Consider the following 17,918-nt stretch of genomic DNA (forward strand, 5'->3'; position numbering starts at 1 on the left):
ACATTCTCCAATACACTAATAAAATAACTACTTAAGCTCTAGATTTTAAAACATTAACAATATCATTAAGTTTATATCCTTTTGCTTGTAATAATATTAAATAGTGAAATAATAAATCTGCGCTTTCATTCAAAAAAAGTTCTTCATTATCATCTTTTGCTTCAATTACTACCTCTACTGCTTCTTCACCTACCTTTTGTGCTACTTTATTAATTCCTTTTCGAAACAAAGAAGCTACATAAGATTTCGAATCTTCTTGATTCTCTTTTCTATCTTCTATAACATCCTCTAATTCAGACAAAAAGCCAAAAGATTGATTATTATCTTCATTCCAACATGTATCTGTTCCTGTATGACAAGTTGGACCTTCTGGATTTACAAAAATCAATAGCGTATCATCATCGCAGTCATTCTTAATGTCGACAAGGTTCAATATGTTACCACTTTCTTCCCCTTTTGTCCATAATCTTTTTTTTGACCTGCTATAAAAAGTCACCTTTTTGGTTGTAATTGTCTTATTATATGCCTCTTCATTCATATATCCTAGCATTAGCACATTTTTTGTTGATGCATCTTGAATAATTGCAGGCACTAGTCCATCATTATTTTTATTGAAATCTATTTTCATCTATTTTTTATTTATCATATTACTTAAGTACTGTATCATTCCTCACTTAACATACATGTACAATACTCTACGGTTTAAAGGGTATTATAATCGTACTGGAATATTTTTATCTTGTAACTCTTTTTTTAAGTCTTGAATTTCAATTTCTTTAAAATGAAAAACACTTGCTGCCAATGCTGCATCTGCTTTTCCTTGTACAAAGGTATCTACAAAATGTTTACTATTTCCTGCTCCACCAGAAGCTATTATAGGAATATTGAGTTCTGATGATAATCTAGCTAGTGCTCTATTGGCAAAACCATCTTTTGTACCATCGTTATCCATAGAAGTAAAAAGAATTTCTCCTGCCCCACGTTGTTCTACTTCTTTTGCCCAATCAAATAAATTGAGTTGTGTTGGAACCTTACCTCCTACTAAATGTACAATCCATTCGCCATCTATTTGTTTAGCATCAATGGCAACTGTTATACATTGACTACCAAATTTTGCAGCTAAATCATTAATTAACTGAGGGTTTTTAACTGCCGAAGAATTTACTGACACTTTATCCGCTCCATTTTGTAATAAAATATCAACATCTTCTACAGACGAAATCCCACCTCCAACGGTAAAGGGGATATTAACTTTTTCTGCCACTCGAAGCACAAGATTCGCCAATGTTTTACGTCTTTCTTCGGTTGCAGAAATATCTAGAAACACTAGCTCATCTGCTCCTGCTTTTGAATATATATCTGCTAGCTCTACCGGGTCACCAGCATCTCGTAAATCAACAAAGTTCACTCCTTTTACCGTACGACCATTTTTGATATCTAAACACGGTATTATTCTTTTTGTTAGCATTAGCTTTTTTTATTTTTAATACTTAGGTCTATTCCATCGTAAAACCCTAAACTTTTTTTGTCCTTTAATTGCTTTATCCAAAATGCAATTTGCCCGGTATGGTATGAATAATGCTCTGTGACATGTATTAAGATACCTATACCAGAAAATGTAAACCCTTGCACTTCTCTTTTTCTTAATAGCTCTTCTTCTGAAATATTCTGAATAATTTCTTTTGCTCTATATAAAGTAGACTTTAACTTTTCTAAAAGTTGCTTCTTTGAATGTGTTTTCTCTTCGGTGAATTCCTTATCCCGCTCTCTATTATCTTCTAAACCTCCTAAAGAGGCAATAACATATTGAGTTATGTTTCCGCATAAATGAACTATTAGGTGCCCTATACTATTAGAATTAGTATTTGGACGTTTCCAGATATCTTCTTCTGGTAATTGATCAAAACAAAGTGATATCATTCTTGTACTTTCGTTTAAACGATATATAATTTGTTCTTTAAATTCTTTGTTTACCAATTCGCTCATGATTACGCCTTAGATAGAATATAATCTTCTAATTGTTTTAGGCTAATTCTATTCTCGTAAATAGCTTTGCCTATAATTGTTCCTTCACACCCTAGATCTTCCAATTTAGGTAATTCATCAAAGGTAGAAATACCTCCTGAGGCTATCAATTTTAAATCTTTGGTTTCTTTTAGTATCCTTGCATATAGATCAAATGAAGGGCCTTGTAACATTCCATCTTTACTAATATCTGTACAAATCACATACGACACTCCTTCTTTCTGATATTCTTGAATAAATGGGATTAATTCTTTGTCACTTTCTTCTTGCCAACCACTTACGGCAATCTTTTCATGATGTGCGTCTGCTCCTAAAATAATTTTATCTGGCCCAAACTTTTGTATCCATGCTTTAAAAACATCAGGGTCCTTAACTGCTATACTTCCGCCAGTAATCTGAGATGCTCCACTTTCAAAAGCAATTCTAAGATCATCATCTGTCTTAAGTCCTCCTCCAAAATCAATTTTTAGAGCAGTTTTTGATGCTATTTGGTCTAAAATTTTATGATTTACTATATGCTTAGATTTAGCACCATCAAGATCTACTAAATGAAGATATGTAATCCCATGTGCTTCAAATTCTTTTGCTATTTCTAACGGGTTTTCATTATATATTTTTTTGGTGTTATAATCTCCTTTAGAGAGTCTTACACATTTTCCGTCTATAATATCAATTGCGGGTATTATTCTCATAACTCTAAAAAGTTTTTTAATATTTTTTCACCAACTACGCTACTTTTTTCTGGGTGAAACTGTGTCCCATAAAAATTATCTTTATGAAAAGCAGTACTATACGCTATCCCATAATCAGTTTTGGCAACAGTATCTTTTGTTAATGGAGCATAATAACTATGTACCAAATAGATATATTCTTTTTCATTAATTCCTTTAAACAAAGGTGAGGTGAGTGATGTTATCTGATTCCATCCTATTTGTGGAACCTTAACCGTAGTATCAAATCGTAAAACATCAACATCAAAGATTCCTAAGCCTCTAGTATCACCTTCTTCTGTATGATTACACATTAATTGCATCCCCAAACATATTCCCAAAACTGGCTGTTTTAATTTTGGAACTAGTGCATCCAATCCTGAATCTTTTAATTTTTTCATTGCGCTACTTGCTTCTCCCACTCCCGGAAATATAACCTTATCTGCAGATTCTATTTCTTTAGGATCATTACTTAAAATTGCCTCATACCCCAATCTTTGAATTGCAAACTTGATTGACTGAATGTTTCCTGCTCCGTAATTTATAATTACAATCTTCATTTTATTATACTTATTGCGTCTTAGCGCTCTACTATTTTTTACTCAATTTTAGTAACAAAAATTAAAGTTTATCAAAAACTTAAATTAATGTACTATAACATTCCCTTCGTACTTGGTAAAATCATTTTATCAGCATCCCGCTTTACAGCCACTTTAATCGCTTTAGCAAAGGCTTTAAAAATAGCTTCAATTTTATGATGCTCATTAGTACCTTCTGCCTTTACATTAAGATTAGCTTTTGCTCCATCTGTAAATGACTTAAAGAAGTGAAAAAACATTTCTGTTGGCATTTTACCGATCATTTCTCTTGTAAATTCCGCTTCCCAAACTAACCAATTTCGTCCTCCAAAATCGATAGCTACTTGGGCCAAGCAGTCATCCATAGGTAAACAAAAACCATAACGCTCTATCCCTAATTTGTTATCCAACGCTGTACTAAAAACCTCTCCAAGGGCGATAGCTGTATCTTCAATAGTATGGTGTTCATCTACTTCTAGATCTCCTTTTACTTTGATCTCTAAATCCATTTGCCCATGTCTAGAAATTTGATCTAACATATGATCAAAAAAATCAAGACCTGTACTAATATTACTTTTACCTGTACCATCTAAATTAAGTTTGATATAAATATCAGTCTCATTTGTTTTTCTAGAAATTTCGGCTACTCGGTCTTTTAATTTTAGAAACTCGTAAATTTTCTGCCAATCATTGTTTTCTAAAGCGATATATTTATCTAACTCATCTCGTTTTACTGTAATTTCTCCTGTTCCGAGGTTTGTATTATCGTTTATAAAAATCCCTTTGGCACCTAAATTTTTTGCCAACTCCATATCGGTTAATCGATCTCCTATCACAAAAGAATTCTCTAAATCATATTCTTCAGAAAAGTATGCTGTAAGCAAACCCGTTCCTGGTTTTCTTGTATCTGCATTTTCATGTGGGAATGTTCTATCCAAAAACACTTTATCAAAAACAACACCTTCGTTTTCAAAAGACTTCATTATAAAATTATGAACAGGCCAAAATGTATCTTCCGGAAAAACATCGGTTCCTAAACCATCTTGATTTGTAATCATTACTAATTCATAATCTAATTCTTGGGCGATTTTACCTAAATAAGTAAAAGCTTTGGGATAGAATATCATTTTTTCAAATGCATCAATCTGCTCGTCTACGGTTTCCTTGATCATAGTTCCATCACGATCAATGAATAATACTTTCTTTTTCATTTTTAATAATCCATTATACATTCGGGATTTTACCAAAATGTAATTATATGTTTGTTATTATTTTTATTAATCTCTTATTCTCTTCAACTGTACCCACAGTAAAACGCAATGTATTCTCACATAAAGGTTGTGTACTTCTATTTCTTACTACAATACCTTCTTCTAGTAATTGATCATATCGTTTATTAGCATCATCGACTTTGACTAAAATAAAATTAGCATCACTCTTATATACTTTTATCACAAAAGATAATGCAGACAACGTTTTCTCAAGATAAGTTCTTTGCTCTAATATTTCTGACACTTCTTGTTGCACTTGCTCTTGATTTAGAACACGCTCCAAAGCTCTTTGTTGTGTTAACTCATTTACATTATAAGGAGGCTTTATTTTATTCAAAACGGCAATAACATCTTCTGAGCTATAACAAACTCCTAGTCGTATCCCTGCCAATCCATAAGCTTTAGAAAGTGTTTGCGTAACAATAAGGTTTGGATATGATTTTATCTTAACAATCCAAGATTCTTTATCCGAAAAATCGATATACGCTTCATCTATTACTACTAATCCCTTAAAACTTTCTAATATTTCTATTATCGTATTTTCAGGAAAGGAGTTTCCCGTAGGATTGTTGGGAGAACACAGGAAAATAATCTTGGTATTTACCGTAACTCTATTAAGAATTTCTTCAACATTAGGTTCAAAGTTATCCGAAAGAAGTACTTCTTGTTCTTCAATATTATTAATATTTGCCAATACTTTATACATTCCGTAGGTAGGAGGCAGTGTAATAATATTATCTTTTTTTGGTTCGCAAAATGCTCTAAATAAAAGATCTAATACTTCATCACTTCCATTTCCTAGCAAAATATTTTTAACCGACACTTTTTTTTGTTCTGCTAATACAGCTTTTAGACTTCTTTGTTGAGGATCAGGGTAACGATTTACCCCATTCTCGAATGGATTTTCATTTGCATCCAAAAAAATCATATCAGATCCATCGCTAACGTACTCATCCCTAGCCGAAGAGTATGGTTTTAAACCTTTTACATTTTCACGTATTATTTGGTCTATATTAAAATCTACTTTATTCATTCTTATTTAAGCTTATGTATCTAATACAATTAGAATACTATCCTTTTTTTAAACTCTCTAATCGTAAGGTAACCGCATTTTTATGTGCTTGTAATCCTTCTGCTTCTGCCATTAGTTCGATGGCTGTTCCTATATTTTGAATTCCTTTTGCCGATATTTTCTGAAAGGTCATAGATTTCATAAAACTATCCAAATTTACTCCACTATACTGCTTTGCATATCCATTTGTTGGTAGTGTATGATTTGTCCCAGACGCATAGTCTCCAGCACTTTCTGGTGTATAATCCCCTATAAAAACTGATCCTGCATTTGCAATGTTATTTATATAAAAATCTTCGTTTTTTACACAAACAATAAAATGTTCAGGACCGTATTCATTAATAAGATCAAGGGCCAACTCATCATTCTCTACATATATTAATTTTGAATTTTCTATTGCTATTCTAGCAATATCTTTTCTTGGTAATATTTCTAGTTGTTTTTCAATTTCTTGCTCAACACCGTCTATCATTTTTTTAGATGTTGTTACCATAATCACTTGACTATCTTTACCGTGTTCAGCTTGACTTAATAAATCTGAAGCTACAAAAGCGGCATTTGCATTATCGTCTGCAACGACTAGTAGTTCACTAGGTCCTGCGGGCATATCTATAGCAACACCAAACTTTGTTGCTAACTGCTTTGCAACTGTTACGAACTGATTACCTGGTCCAAATATTTTATATACTTGAGGGATCGATTTTGTACCAAAAGTCATTCCAGCTACAGCTTGAATACCTCCAACTTTACATATTTTTGTTACACCACAAAGATTTGCGGTATATAAAATAGCGAGGTTAATCTTACCTTCTTTGTTAGGTGGAGAACATAATACGATTTCTTGACATCCCGCTAAATTTGCAGGTATAGCTAACATTAAAATCGTAGAAAATAGAGGTGCAGTTCCTCCTGGAATATATAGTCCTACTTTTTGAATAGGTCTTTTTTCCTGCCAACAGGAAACTCCATCAACAGTTTCGACTGAAATTTTACTTGTTTTTTGGGCTGCATGAAAAGTTTCAATATTAGATTTTGCAAGGCCAATTGCTTCTTTTAATTCTTCAGAAATTATATTTTTTGCCTCTTCTATTTCCTCAACTGATACTAAAATTTCGTCTAATAATACGCCATCAAACTTTTGAGTAAACTCATTAATTGCAATATCACCTTCAGATTTAACCTTGTCAAAAACATTGAGTACGGTATTTTCTATATCGGCGACAGTTTGCGTTGGTCTTTTAAGCACTTCTAACCAAGTAGTTTTATCTGGATTGTATATCTTTTTCATATCCTATTCTATACTGTTAATACCTCTTAATAATCAGAGAATAACAGCTTGTTTTATCTTTAAACTATAATTCTTTTTGAAAATGATATGCTATAATATCATACCCATGATTTTTCCAAAATTTATGCCCCGCTTTATTATCTATATAACAATTTAACTCCGAAGCTACGCACCCTTTAGATTTGGCATATTCAAAAATCCAATTGATTAAAAGTTTACCTATTCCTTTTCCTTGATATTCGGGTAAAATAAAAACATTATCAGGTTCTACATGTTTACCTACGTAATATTTAGTTAAAAACCACATCCCTGAAATCCCTATCAATACTTTATCATCATATACTCCAACACATTCATATCCCTGAATTAACATTTGATCAAGTCTATTTTTTAATGTATCCTCATCTATATTGGGATTAAGTTTTCTTAATAATGGCAAAATACTTTTTATGGCGTCTTTTGGAATAATCTTTATGGTATACATATATTCTACATTTACAGTACCATTTTTTCTATTGGGCAAACTAAAATTCCCTCTGCACCTTCTTCTTTTAATTCATCAAGAATATCCCAGAATTTATTTTTTTCTACTACAGTATGAATAGAACTCCATCCTTTTTCTGCTAATGGTAATACGGTTGGGCTTCTCATTCCAGGTAATATTTTTACAATATTTTCTATCTTATCATTAGGCGCATTAAGTAATACATATTTAGAGTTTCTAGCTTTTAAAACTGATTTTATTCTAAATTGTAATTTTTCAAGAAGTTTTCTATTTTCTTTCGAAATTTTAGGAGATATTGCCAATACGGCTTCAGAAGTAAGCATGACTTCTACTTCTTTAAGATTATTCTTAAATAAAGTACTACCACTAGATACGATATCACAAATTGCATCTGCCAAACCTATATTGGGTGCAATTTCAACTGATCCTGATATTTGGTGTAACTCGGCCGAAATTCCTTTTGTTTCTAAATATTCGTTCACTGTATTTGGATATGAGGTAGCAATCCTTTTTCCATCCAAATCTTTAATTGAATTATATTCAAAATCTTTTGGAACAGCAAGTGAAACCTTACACTTAGAAAAATTAAGTCGCTCTGCAATAGCTATATCTTTTCCTTTTTCAATAAGTACATTTTCTCCTATAATAGCTATATCTACTACTCCATCCCTTAAGTATTGAGGAATATCGCCATTTCGTAAAAACATAACTTCCATAGGAAAATTACGAGTCTCTGCTTTTAATTGATCTTTTCCATTATCAATAGAAATACCACAATCTTTAAGAATTTTTACAGAATCCTCATTAAGTCTTCCACTTTTTTGAATAGCAATTTTAATTTTTGACATTCTCTTTTTTGTTGTTGAGTTTGATCAATTTAAAACGGGATAATAACATAAAAAAACCCGCTTGAGTTGCTCAAACGGGTTATTAATATTATTATATAAATTATATACATATCATACCTACCACGCCTGAGCGAAAATATAATGGTGATGATGATGTAGAAATAAGTTTTTCATTGAATTTTTAAATACTCTGCGAATTTATAAAAAATATTTTTTTTAAAAACGTATTTCAGCTTAATTTTTTGCAATTAATCTTTTTTCTGTTATTTATTTTTAGAATTTAAAGTTCATAATAGGTTGATTATAAACATTTTTATAACTTTAAAAGACTAACACTAATCATTAACATATGAAAAACTTTATCTCACTGCTTATTTTTATACTATTTGCGTGGTTAGGAATATGGTGGTATTATTCTTGTAATTGGTGTATAAAAGATACTGGAAAAAGCACTACAGTTAACAAGCAAAAAAATGCCGAAGCTGAGGCTATTGCTAAAAAAGCATATGAAGACAGTATTGCGGCAGCTAACAAAGCTATTGGGCTTTTTGCTAAAGGTAGTGATGATCAGGATATATTTACATACCCAGAAAATCTTCAAATTAACAACACTAATGGCAATGTTTTTATCCCAAGCAACTTAGGAGGTTTTATTGATCAAGTAGCCTTTTATCTAGGAGAGCATCAAGATCAGGAGCTAGTCATTACAGGATTAGAGAATTCCATAGAAAATAAAAATGAATCAGGACTCGGGATTTCAAGAGCAACGTATATCAAAAATGTTCTGGTAAAAGCCGGAATAAACCAAGATCGCATTGTTGTTAAGACTAAATCTGAAGATTATACCTATAATAATGATGGTATTTACAATGGAGGTATTCTTTTAAATTTTGGAACGTTGGATGAATCACGTCTTGCAGTTGTTGAAAAAAGTGTAGCAAATAGAACTCTATATTCTGGATTTGGTCAAAAAACTTTCAAACCCGATGCTACGCTGGTAAATTATGCTTTAGAACTTAAAAATTACTTAAATAAATATCCTAATAAGAATATTCAAATTATCGGACATACAGATAATGTTGGTAGTAATGAAGCAAATTTATGGTATGGACAAGAAAGAGTAAATAATGTAAAGAAATATCTTATTGCTCAAGGTGTTGAAGAGAATAAGATTAAAGCTTCATCAAAAGGAGAATCTGATCCCATTGCACCAAATGATAGTGATGAAAACAAAGCAAAAAATAGAAGAATAGAAATAATAGTAAACTAAATAAAATACAACTATGTTAGAATTTTTAAACGAAGCAAACTGGTGGTGTCTATTGATATTGTTGATCCTAGCCTTTTTACTAGGTTGGTTTTTATCAAGATGGGCACTAAAGGATAAGTATAGAAAAGAGCTTGATGATTGTAAAAAAGAGAATACTAAGTTAAAAAATGTAAGCAATGCGCATGCAAAAACAACATTTTCAAATCCAACCACACCAGAAACTAGTGCTTCAAACAATGACATAAAAGCAATAAAAACTAGAGATCATGGCGGAATCCCTGTAAGTTCTCAAAAACCAAGTAGCGACAAAAAACCAGAACTTGATTTTACGAGTTTTGGAAAAGCTGATGCCTCTCAAAAAGATGATTTAAAACTAATAAGTGGTGTTGGTCCTTTTATTGAAAATAAACTAAATGGTATCGGTATTTATACTTTTGAACAGATAAGTAAATTCACAAAAAAAGATATTGATACTGTTACTGAACTTATTCAATTTTTCCCTGGACGTATAGAACGGGATAACTGGAAAGATCAAGCAAAAAAACTGATGAAGGAGTAAGCCATTGGATACATTTGGAGTATAAAAAAACCGGACAAATGTCCGGTTTTTTTTATTTTAATATAAATAAGACTGTTATATTAATTTCTCACAAACGCTTTTACGCTTTTTTCAAAATTATCTGTTGTCATTTCCATAAAGTATGTACCTCTCGATAAATCCTGTATGTTAATGCTTCCATCATTTGAAGTTCCATTTCCTACAACTTGCCCTACCATATTCATTATCTTATAAGTTATAGTAGATGACGTCTGAGCTGTAAAATATAATGTATTTCCTGTTGCAGGATTAGGATACACTATGAAGTTAAATGATAAATTTTGAATTTCATTTAAACCAGCAGTTGTAACATTAGATGTAGTTGTTGTTCCACAAGCACCAAGATTCACCCAACCTGTTGCTGTTCTTTCATATAAGTCTCCTCGAAAAGTAACTCTATCTCCAGCTACATATCCTTGACCAGTACCATTATATGGCGCTACGCCTTCACAAATATCTGTAGGAGTACTAGTTCCTCCTGTTGAAAGAGCTATTGTATCTACAGCCATATCACCTTGCCAAGAACTTCCTGAAGTTCCTACGAAACGTAGTTGTACTGAATCACCTACATAACTTGTTAAATCAACACTTGCACTGTTCCATGGTGCACCTTGATCTCCAGATCTACTCCATACTTGAGTCCATGAAGCACCATTATTACTACTTGCGTCTAATTTTAATTCTCCAACAGCATTTCCTGTCATTTGATATCTAAATGTAAAGCTAGCAGCTGTTTCACCTGCTAAGTTAAAACATGGTGAATTTAAGATTGTAGTCTTACTTGGATTATTAGGGTTTGATGTTTCTACATATACATAAAAACTACCTTGATCTGCAGATGATGGCCCTGTACTATTTGATGGGGTACCTCCAGATTGACGAATCCAATCAAAATCATCCCCCGATCCTTGAGTCCAACCTCCTAATCCGCTTTCAAATCCTTCATTATAAGGAAAAGAAGATACTCCTGCTGTACATCCAGAGGTTCCCCCTCCGCCAGCGCTTGCTGTTGTAACAGCAACACTATTACTGTTTCCAGAAGTATTACCTGCTGCATCTGTTGCTCTTACTCTAAAAGTATATGAAGTATTAGCCGTTAGTCCAGATACTGTTGTATTTGTTCCTGTAACAGAACCAAGCACTGCACCATCTTGTAGTACTTCATATCCAGATACTCCAACATTATCGGTTGAAGCCGACCAACTTAAATCTACTGTTGTTTGCGTAGTATTTGACGCTGTTAAATTTGTTGGTGCAGATGGAGCCTGCGTATCAGCAACAGAATTAGAAGTAAATGAACCTGTAAACACTCCACGACCATATGTAGAAGCTATAATTTTATTATTATTATCATCTCCATTAACAGCCCAATAATCAAATGATGTTACGCTTGCATCACTCATTCCATTATATGCTTGACTCCAGTTAGGATTAGTTGCATCAAAGTTTTTAGTAACCCATACTCCTAATTGAGTGGCTAATATAACCTCTGTTCTATCTAATGGATTTTGTAAAATATCTCTTACAGGGATATCTGGTAAATCTCCTTCTTTACTAGTCCAGCTTGTACCCCCATTAGAAGTAAGCCAAACACTGGTTACACCATAATTATGTATTGTTACCATGATATCATTTGCAGTAGCTCCTAGTCTAACAGAAGAAACTGAACCTACAAATGGTGTTGTAATTTCTGTCCAATTTGCCGAACCTACTCCTACTCCTGTAAGTCTTAAAAGACCTCCTGTTGCGGTTCCAACGTACCATGTCGCGTTTGCAAATGGAGAAGCAATAAATGCAGTTGGTTTACTTGTTAATAACGTATTAGTAATATTTGCATTACGATTATTTGCAACATCGATTGTTTTAATAGCAAAAGTACTTGTGTTATCTGCATTACGTACCGTAGCATTTGACAATAAATAGTCACGATCACTATCATATCCCATCTGATTCACAAAATCTCCAGAATTTTCTCTTAACAATGTGGTTGCTCCACCTTGACGTCTGCCTCTACCATCCCATGGTAGATTAAATCTATAAATATTGTTATTTGTAAAGGTAGCCGTCATATACTCACCATCTTTATCTACAAAAGTATAGAAACCGTCACCATCAGAAAGTTCTTCAGAACCATTAATTCCTGCGGAAGCGTTTCTAAATGCCTGTGATCCGTTATCCTGTGCTCCAGCAGAGAAAATACCTACAACATCACCAGTACCGTTAGGTCCTATTCCGGCTTTAACATATTGAGTTACATTATAGTTGTTATTTCTAGCACCAAAAACATTTGAACTTGATGCTGTAGATAAACTAGAGGCATAAAATATACCACCATCATTTCCAAAAATTGCCTGATTAGAATTTCCGGGTCTAAAAGTCATTGCATGTTGATCGGCATGAACCAAAGAAACTGGTAAACTAGCTAAACCTGAATTGTTTGACCATTTCGAGATTTGAGACCAAGAATTACCACTATTTGTAGATCTAAAAAGATCAATACCACCTACATATACTATATCATCATTATTAGGATCTGCCTCTATCATTAAATCATAAAACGCTTGTCCTCTTGTAAAATCATTATCAGGAATTCCTGCATCTGCATCATTTGGTAATGCTGTCGCTGTCACGTTTCCAAATTTATTGGTTGTTCTATAGATATGTATAGGATCTGAAACCCCTTGAGTCAGTGCATAAATTTTATTTGCATCAGTAGTAGAAGTTTCTAATTCAACTCTATTTGCATCTGCTAAAACGGTAACCTGAGTCCATGTTGCACCGTTAGTTGAGCTAAATACTCGTCCACCACCATCTCCTCCAATTCCCGGAGTTGTTATAGTACCCATCCATAATGTATTATCTGCTCCAATTTCAAAATCATTTGGAATATATGAATAGTCTGTACCTCTAAAATCAAATCTCATGTTTGTAGATTCAATTCTGTTCCAAGTACTTCCACCATCAATTGAGCGATACAATCCTGCAGTTTGAAAACCTAACCAGTTTGCTGGTCCGGCTGCATCACCATATGAGTGTGCTCCTACTCCAACGAATAATTCTGTACGATTTTGAGCTGTATTATTCCAAGCTACGATGTCATTAACATAAAAAATACCTGAAATAAAAAGGTTATTAGCGTTAAAATTAATGTTTCCGCCACCTGCAGCAGGAATGGTAAGTGCTTGCCAGCTACTACCACCATCTACAGAACGATAAACCCCATTACCTACTACATCACCTGCAGTATACTGCTCTCCGGTTCCCATGTACCAAATATTTGAATTTCGAGGATCCACGGTAAGAGAAGTAACAGATAAATTACCTGGGACATTTTGTACTCTACTCCATTGAGAAGTAGAAGAAGTAATATTATTATTAACCCATAAACCACCACTAACTCCACCAGCATACACTCGTCTATTACTGCTGTCGTTAGGATCAAAAAGGATGGCTCTAGTACGACCACCAATATCATTTGGCCCTCTTTCTATCCAAGGGTTACTTTGAGAATCACCGGGAGCGCTTTTAGCGTTTCCTCTTTTTGATTTCAATTCTTTTTGAAGGTTTTGAATATTTTCTGGTGATGTTTTACCAGTTTGTGGATTAATTGTTAACTCCCACATTTGTTCGAAATATTGTTTAGGAGGGAGTCCTTTAGCTTTTCTTTCTTTTTTAGTAAGTTTAATAGTCTCTTTAAATGGACTATTAGCTAAATGTTCTGAATGTTGCTTTCTTAAGCTAACAATGTCTTCTTGATTGCTACTTTGTTTTTCATCATTTTTATTCCGGGGAGGTAATACTAATAGAGATAAAGTAACCAAGCTTAAGCCCACTATACATGAGCCAACTAATTTTTTAGTCATATTATTAAAGTTGAGTTTGAGGTTTAAAAGTAGTATTTTTATGGTGTTTAACCTATTTTTAACACATTAATACTTAAATTTTAACATTTCAACTATCAAATTAATATTTCCAAAAACCCTCTAAAAATAAGGATTTAAATAAAAAAACTGCTTATTTAATTAAATAAGCAGTTTTGTACTAAAATTGTGTGTAAATTTTATTGATTTCCTAAAATTAGAGGCATCCCATCTTTTCCAGATCCAACAACAATAACTTTTGCATTAGGAGATTTAGACAGCTCTAATGTAGCTTCAATTCCTTTTTCTTTAAGAATTTTATCCGTTAGCGAAGCACTTAAAATTGTATTTGCAGCAGCTTTACCTTCTGCATCAATTCTTTGTCTTTCTGCTTCTTTTTTAGCTTTTTCAATTCTGAATTCATACTCTAAGGATTCTTGTTCTTGTTTTAATTTACGTTCTATCGCTTCTTTTATAGCTATTGGTAAGGTTACATCTCTTACTAAAACAGCGTTTAATTGAACATATTGACCATCTACTTTCTTTTTTGTTTCTTCAAAAATTTCATTTTGTATGGCATCTCTTTTCGTAGAATATAATTGTTCTGGTGTATATCTTCCTACTACACTTCTAGCTACCGCACGAATTTCAGGAACAATAACGATATTAAGGTAGTCTTCACCTTTAGTTTGATGTAGTAAACCTAATTTTTCCATTTTAGGTTGGTATAAAACAGATACATCTAAAGATATTTCTAATCCATTAGATGATAATACCTGCATTTTCTTTTCGAAAACTTCTTGTTGTTTAGTATTGTATACATAAACCTTATTCCACGGTGCTATGATATGAAACCCCTCTCCTAGGGCAGGTTCATCCGTTACTACACCTCCGCCAAAGGTTTTAAATAAGACTCCTGCTTCTCCATAACCTATATTAACCGAAGCTTTTGAAATAAAGACAATTAACAATACAATAATAATAAGAATAGGTAATCCTATTTTTGGTAATCTTTCCATAATAATTTTGAGTTTAATTTTAAATAAGTCCGTTATATTTTCTTGCAAACCATTCTATCGCAAGTAACAAAATAACTATTGCTAGAAGATATTTCCAATCTATTAAAGATACTACATTTTCTTTGCTTTTCTGAATCACTTGGTACCGCTGATCTTGTATCAAACTATTCATTAAATCATCTTGCTGATCTAAATAACTTATCTTTCCATTTGTATTAGTAGCAACTTGCTTAAGTTTTGTTACATCAGCATTAAGAAATTGTTGTTCTACATTATACTCTAGTACTGCAAAACTTCCTGATCTTGCTATATTTTCACCAATAGCCGTCACTGTATATTCGTAATTACCAGTAGATAAATTACTCAAATCAACTTCATATGAGTTGTTTTTAAGAATCATTGGTATTGTTTGTGTAGCTTCTGAATCTGTATTCTTAATAGTAATACGTAAATTACCTCTTCTGTCGAATTCATAGTTCTTGGTGAAGTATTCTGCCTTAATCTTAATATTTGCATTACCATAATAAAAAGATTCTGAAGTTGTATTTAATCTACTTTTTCTCTTACTGGATGCTAAATATTGTACAATTTTCCCAAAAAAATCATCAAAACTTTCAAATCCCTGAGTATCTAGATAATTTTGTGCACGCCAACGCCATATACCTTCTCCAAACAATACCCCTTCACGCACTCCGTTTTCTTCTATCGTAATTAATAAAGGTTCTTGGGTTTCTATATTACTAATTGTTCTAAACAATAATGTGTCAAAATTTACATTAACCTTTATTTCTCCGAAAGCACCAACAAGCGGAGGATAATTTTGAAAACCTATATCATCAAACAAAAATGATCCATAATTACTATTAAATTTTGGAATGTAATACTCGCTTTGTCCAGTAATTTCTTGTCTATATTTATTCTGTATTCTATTAATAAATCCCCAATCCGTTTTAGCCCCAGTTATTGTAAAATAATTCTTTTTCGAAGCTTTTAATTTATCATACAAATTTTTAAATCTAGCGTTAGGCTGATATAAAACAACTAATTGATAATCTTCTAAAGCCTGTATTTCTGAAGGTCTTTTGATAGTTAAATCACGCCTTTCATTACTTTCAATACTTTTTTTAAATGCGCCCAGATCTGGATGTGAAATATCACTCACTATCAACACATTGGTTTTTTGATCAATAACTTCTACTGCAAAAACTTTACGGTTATTGATTCTATTTTTTTCATTGGCCAAAGGAATCAGTTGCGCCGTATATTTTTGTACACCTGCATTATTAGCTGGTAAGCTAAAGTTTATTATTGTAGAATTATTTTCTTCAGAAAATGAAATATCTTGACTATACAAGACACCATTTCCTGATTTAATTTCGAATTTACTCTTTACTTCTTGATTGCCTGAATATGTAAGAATAACTTCTACCGGAAACTTATTTTTTAAATATGCGTACCGATTTACATTTAATTGTTGGATTTTAGTGTCTACGACCGTTGTTGTATCACCAATTACAATTGGGTATACTGCCTGCTTATACTTTTTACTAGTATACTGATAATCTTTGCCATAGGTTTGATTACCATCTGTTAATAATAATGTAGGGGCAATAGTGTTTTTATAAATCTGATTTAAGTCTTCTAATGTTTTTGAAATATTAGTTTGCTTTTCTAAGAAAGAAAAATTCAGACTATCATTTAATGCAGAAGAAAATGTATAATATCTAATATTAAATCTGTTGTTGAGATCTTTATGTTCTTCTAATTGTTGAACAAGTTGACTAACTTCTTGTTCTTGCTTAAGATGTTTGATAGATGCTGAGTTATCTATAGCAACAACTAATGTTGGTTTTTCTGTATAATATGTGTTTTTTTTAAAAGTTGGATTAATCAATAATACTAATAGAGAGAAAACACTTAAAAAACGTAAAAAAGCAAAGAATAGATTCTTCTTTTGTCTATTCTTTGCTTTATACCAATATTGAAACAAGGCTATTACCATTGCTATGATAAAAGCTGCTATAATCAATAAAATAGTTTGTGTTTGCATTCTTAAAATCAAGTAAGCATTCCGCCATCAACAGGAATTACTTGCCCTGTTATATATGCACTTAAATCACTAGCTAAAAATAAACAAGCATTTGCTATATCTTCTGGAGAACCTCCTCTTTTTAGTGGGATTGCATTTCTCCATCCTTCAACAACTTTTTCATCTAGTTTTGCAGTCATTTCGGTTTCGATAAAACCTGGTGCAACAACATTACTTCTTATATTTCTCGATCCAAGTTCAAGAGCAACAGATTTAGAAAAACCGATAATACCAGCTTTAGAGGCCGCATAGTTAGCTTGCCCAGCATTACCTTTAATACCGACAACAGAGCTCATATTAATAATACTTCCTTTGCGTTGCTTAAGCATAGTTCTCTGTACTGCTTTAGTCATATTAAAAATACTCTTAAGGTTTACCTCTATTACTTTGTCAAAATCTTCTTCGCCCATGCGCATTAAAAGATTATCCTTTGTAATACCAGCATTATTTACCAAAATATCAATACTTCCAAAAGTTTCTAATACATCTTTAGCTAGCTCCTGTGCCTGATCATAATTAGCTGCATTACTTTGATAACCTTTTGCCTTGATACCTAAATCATTTAATTCTTTTTCTAATTTTTCTGCAGCTTCTACTGAAGAACTATATGTAAAAGCAACATTGGCCCCGTTTTGTGCAAAAACTTCTGCTATACCCTTTCCTATACCTCTTGTGGCACCTGTGATAATAGCCGTTTTTCCTTGTAAAAGATTCATTCGCCTTAATTATTTTTGTGTTATTTAATGATTAGATCAAATATAAGAATTACAAACTGGTGACCAACA

16 protein-coding genes are annotated in these 17,918 nt (G+C 32.4%); 2 read left to right on the forward strand and 14 right to left on the reverse strand.

Annotated features, from left to right (window positions below; translation table 11 throughout):
- Positions 1 to 31: 31 nt before the first annotated feature.
- The 10 genes from hisIE to hisG all read right to left on the reverse strand — a co-directional run bounded on the left by hisIE (position 32) and on the right by hisG (position 8,297).
- Positions 32 to 628: a bifunctional phosphoribosyl-AMP cyclohydrolase/phosphoribosyl-ATP diphosphatase HisIE gene (gene hisIE / locus D1816_RS05325; RefSeq protein ID WP_118501457.1), complete on the reverse strand. Its 597-nt coding sequence runs from the start codon at positions 626 to 628 to the stop codon at positions 32 to 34.
- 84 nt (positions 629 to 712) lie between these two features.
- Positions 713 to 1,468 (reverse strand): imidazole glycerol phosphate synthase subunit HisF, encoded by a 756-nt coding sequence (hisF, locus tag D1816_RS05330; RefSeq protein WP_118501458.1) that lies wholly within the window; start codon positions 1,466 to 1,468, stop codon positions 713 to 715.
- On the reverse strand, positions 1,468 to 1,986 hold the full coding sequence (locus D1816_RS05335) for a DinB family protein (protein ID WP_118501459.1): 519 nt from the start codon (positions 1,984 to 1,986) through the stop codon (positions 1,468 to 1,470). The genes hisF and D1816_RS05335 overlap by 1 nt, the downstream gene beginning before the upstream one ends.
- A gap of 2 nt (positions 1,987 to 1,988) precedes the next feature.
- Positions 1,989 to 2,717, reverse strand: a complete 729-nt coding sequence (gene hisA / locus D1816_RS05340; protein WP_066309519.1) for a 1-(5-phosphoribosyl)-5-[(5-phosphoribosylamino)methylideneamino]imidazole-4-carboxamide isomerase — start codon at positions 2,715 to 2,717, stop codon at positions 1,989 to 1,991.
- Positions 2,714 to 3,295, reverse strand: a complete 582-nt coding sequence (hisH, locus tag D1816_RS05345; RefSeq protein WP_118501460.1) for an imidazole glycerol phosphate synthase subunit HisH — start codon at positions 3,293 to 3,295, stop codon at positions 2,714 to 2,716. Before hisH ends, hisA begins: the two co-directional genes overlap by 4 nt.
- Before the next feature lie 92 nt (positions 3,296 to 3,387).
- Positions 3,388 to 4,524, reverse strand: a complete 1,137-nt coding sequence (hisB, locus tag D1816_RS05350; RefSeq protein WP_066310948.1) for a bifunctional histidinol-phosphatase/imidazoleglycerol-phosphate dehydratase HisB — start codon at positions 4,522 to 4,524, stop codon at positions 3,388 to 3,390.
- 43 nt (positions 4,525 to 4,567) lie between these two features.
- Complete coding sequence (gene hisC, locus D1816_RS05355; protein ID WP_118501461.1) at positions 4,568 to 5,617, reverse strand: histidinol-phosphate transaminase; 1,050 nt, start codon at positions 5,615 to 5,617, stop codon at positions 4,568 to 4,570.
- A gap of 37 nt (positions 5,618 to 5,654) precedes the next feature.
- On the reverse strand, positions 5,655 to 6,944 hold the full coding sequence (gene hisD, locus D1816_RS05360) for a histidinol dehydrogenase (RefSeq protein WP_118501462.1): 1,290 nt from the start codon (positions 6,942 to 6,944) through the stop codon (positions 5,655 to 5,657).
- 64 nt (positions 6,945 to 7,008) lie between these two features.
- Positions 7,009 to 7,428 (reverse strand): GNAT family N-acetyltransferase, encoded by a 420-nt coding sequence (locus D1816_RS05365; RefSeq protein WP_066310946.1) that lies wholly within the window; start codon positions 7,426 to 7,428, stop codon positions 7,009 to 7,011.
- 11 nt (positions 7,429 to 7,439) lie between these two features.
- Positions 7,440 to 8,297 (reverse strand): ATP phosphoribosyltransferase, encoded by an 858-nt coding sequence (gene hisG / locus D1816_RS05370; protein ID WP_066309510.1) that lies wholly within the window; start codon positions 8,295 to 8,297, stop codon positions 7,440 to 7,442.
- A gap of 349 nt (positions 8,298 to 8,646) precedes the next feature.
- On the opposite strand from hisG, the gene D1816_RS05375 reads away from it, so the two are divergent.
- Together D1816_RS05375 and D1816_RS05380 are read left to right on the forward strand one after the other, a co-directional pair.
- Entirely contained in the window at positions 8,647 to 9,567 is a 921-nt protein-coding gene (locus D1816_RS05375) for an OmpA family protein (protein WP_118501463.1), read from the forward strand.
- A 13-nt stretch (positions 9,568 to 9,580) separates the two neighbouring features.
- Complete coding sequence (locus tag D1816_RS05380; protein WP_066309506.1) at positions 9,581 to 10,126, forward strand: hypothetical protein; 546 nt, start codon at positions 9,581 to 9,583, stop codon at positions 10,124 to 10,126.
- Between the two features lie 80 nt (positions 10,127 to 10,206).
- On the opposite strand, the gene D1816_RS05385 is transcribed toward D1816_RS05380, so the two are convergent.
- The 4 genes from D1816_RS05385 to fabG form a co-directional block, all read right to left on the reverse strand.
- Complete coding sequence (locus tag D1816_RS05385) at positions 10,207 to 14,028, reverse strand: T9SS type A sorting domain-containing protein (protein WP_118501464.1); 3,822 nt, start codon at positions 14,026 to 14,028, stop codon at positions 10,207 to 10,209.
- A gap of 197 nt (positions 14,029 to 14,225) precedes the next feature.
- A complete protein-coding gene (locus D1816_RS05390) occupies positions 14,226 to 15,044 on the reverse strand; it encodes a prohibitin family protein (RefSeq protein WP_066309496.1) in 819 nt (272 codons plus the stop codon).
- Between the two features lie 19 nt (positions 15,045 to 15,063).
- The gene (locus D1816_RS05395; RefSeq protein ID WP_118501465.1) at positions 15,064 to 17,094 is read right to left on the reverse strand and encodes a VWA domain-containing protein; all 2,031 of its coding nucleotides are present in this window, start codon (positions 17,092 to 17,094) and stop codon (positions 15,064 to 15,066) included.
- Between the two features lie 8 nt (positions 17,095 to 17,102).
- Positions 17,103 to 17,849: a 3-oxoacyl-[acyl-carrier-protein] reductase gene (gene fabG, locus D1816_RS05400; protein ID WP_066309490.1), complete on the reverse strand. Its 747-nt coding sequence runs from the start codon at positions 17,847 to 17,849 to the stop codon at positions 17,103 to 17,105.
- Between the last annotated feature and the right edge of the window lie 69 nt (positions 17,850 to 17,918).

Source organism: Aquimarina sp. AD10 (assembly GCF_003443715.1).
Taxonomy (GTDB): domain Bacteria; phylum Bacteroidota; class Bacteroidia; order Flavobacteriales; family Flavobacteriaceae; genus Aquimarina; species Aquimarina aggregata.

Coding starts and splice junctions, on each gene's coding strand:
- D1816_RS05385 (WP_118501464.1), bottom strand. CDS start 14,028: ATGACTAAAAAATTAGTTGGCTCATGTATAGTGGGCTTAAGCTTGGTT.
- hisB (WP_066310948.1), bottom strand. CDS start 4,524: ATGAAAAAGAAAGTATTATTCATTGATCGTGATGGAACTATGATCAAG.
- hisD (WP_118501462.1), bottom strand. CDS start 6,944: ATGAAAAAGATATACAATCCAGATAAAACTACTTGGTTAGAAGTGCTT.
- D1816_RS05380 (WP_066309506.1), top strand. CDS start 9,581: ATGTTAGAATTTTTAAACGAAGCAAACTGGTGGTGTCTATTGATATTG.
- D1816_RS05335 (WP_118501459.1), bottom strand. CDS start 1,986: ATGAGCGAATTGGTAAACAAAGAATTTAAAGAACAAATTATATATCGT.
- fabG (WP_066309490.1), bottom strand. CDS start 17,849: ATGAATCTTTTACAAGGAAAAACGGCTATTATCACAGGTGCCACAAGA.
- D1816_RS05395 (WP_118501465.1), bottom strand. CDS start 17,094: ATGCAAACACAAACTATTTTATTGATTATAGCAGCTTTTATCATAGCA.
- D1816_RS05365 (WP_066310946.1), bottom strand. CDS start 7,428: ATGTATACCATAAAGATTATTCCAAAAGACGCCATAAAAAGTATTTTG.
- hisF (WP_118501458.1), bottom strand. CDS start 1,468: ATGCTAACAAAAAGAATAATACCGTGTTTAGATATCAAAAATGGTCGT.
- D1816_RS05390 (WP_066309496.1), bottom strand. CDS start 15,044: ATGGAAAGATTACCAAAAATAGGATTACCTATTCTTATTATTATTGTA.
- D1816_RS05375 (WP_118501463.1), top strand. CDS start 8,647: ATGAAAAACTTTATCTCACTGCTTATTTTTATACTATTTGCGTGGTTA.
- hisA (WP_066309519.1), bottom strand. CDS start 2,717: ATGAGAATAATACCCGCAATTGATATTATAGACGGAAAATGTGTAAGA.
- hisIE (WP_118501457.1), bottom strand. CDS start 628: ATGAAAATAGATTTCAATAAAAATAATGATGGACTAGTGCCTGCAATT.
- hisG (WP_066309510.1), bottom strand. CDS start 8,297: ATGTCAAAAATTAAAATTGCTATTCAAAAAAGTGGAAGACTTAATGAG.
- hisC (WP_118501461.1), bottom strand. CDS start 5,617: ATGAATAAAGTAGATTTTAATATAGACCAAATAATACGTGAAAATGTA.
- hisH (WP_118501460.1), bottom strand. CDS start 3,295: ATGAAGATTGTAATTATAAATTACGGAGCAGGAAACATTCAGTCAATC.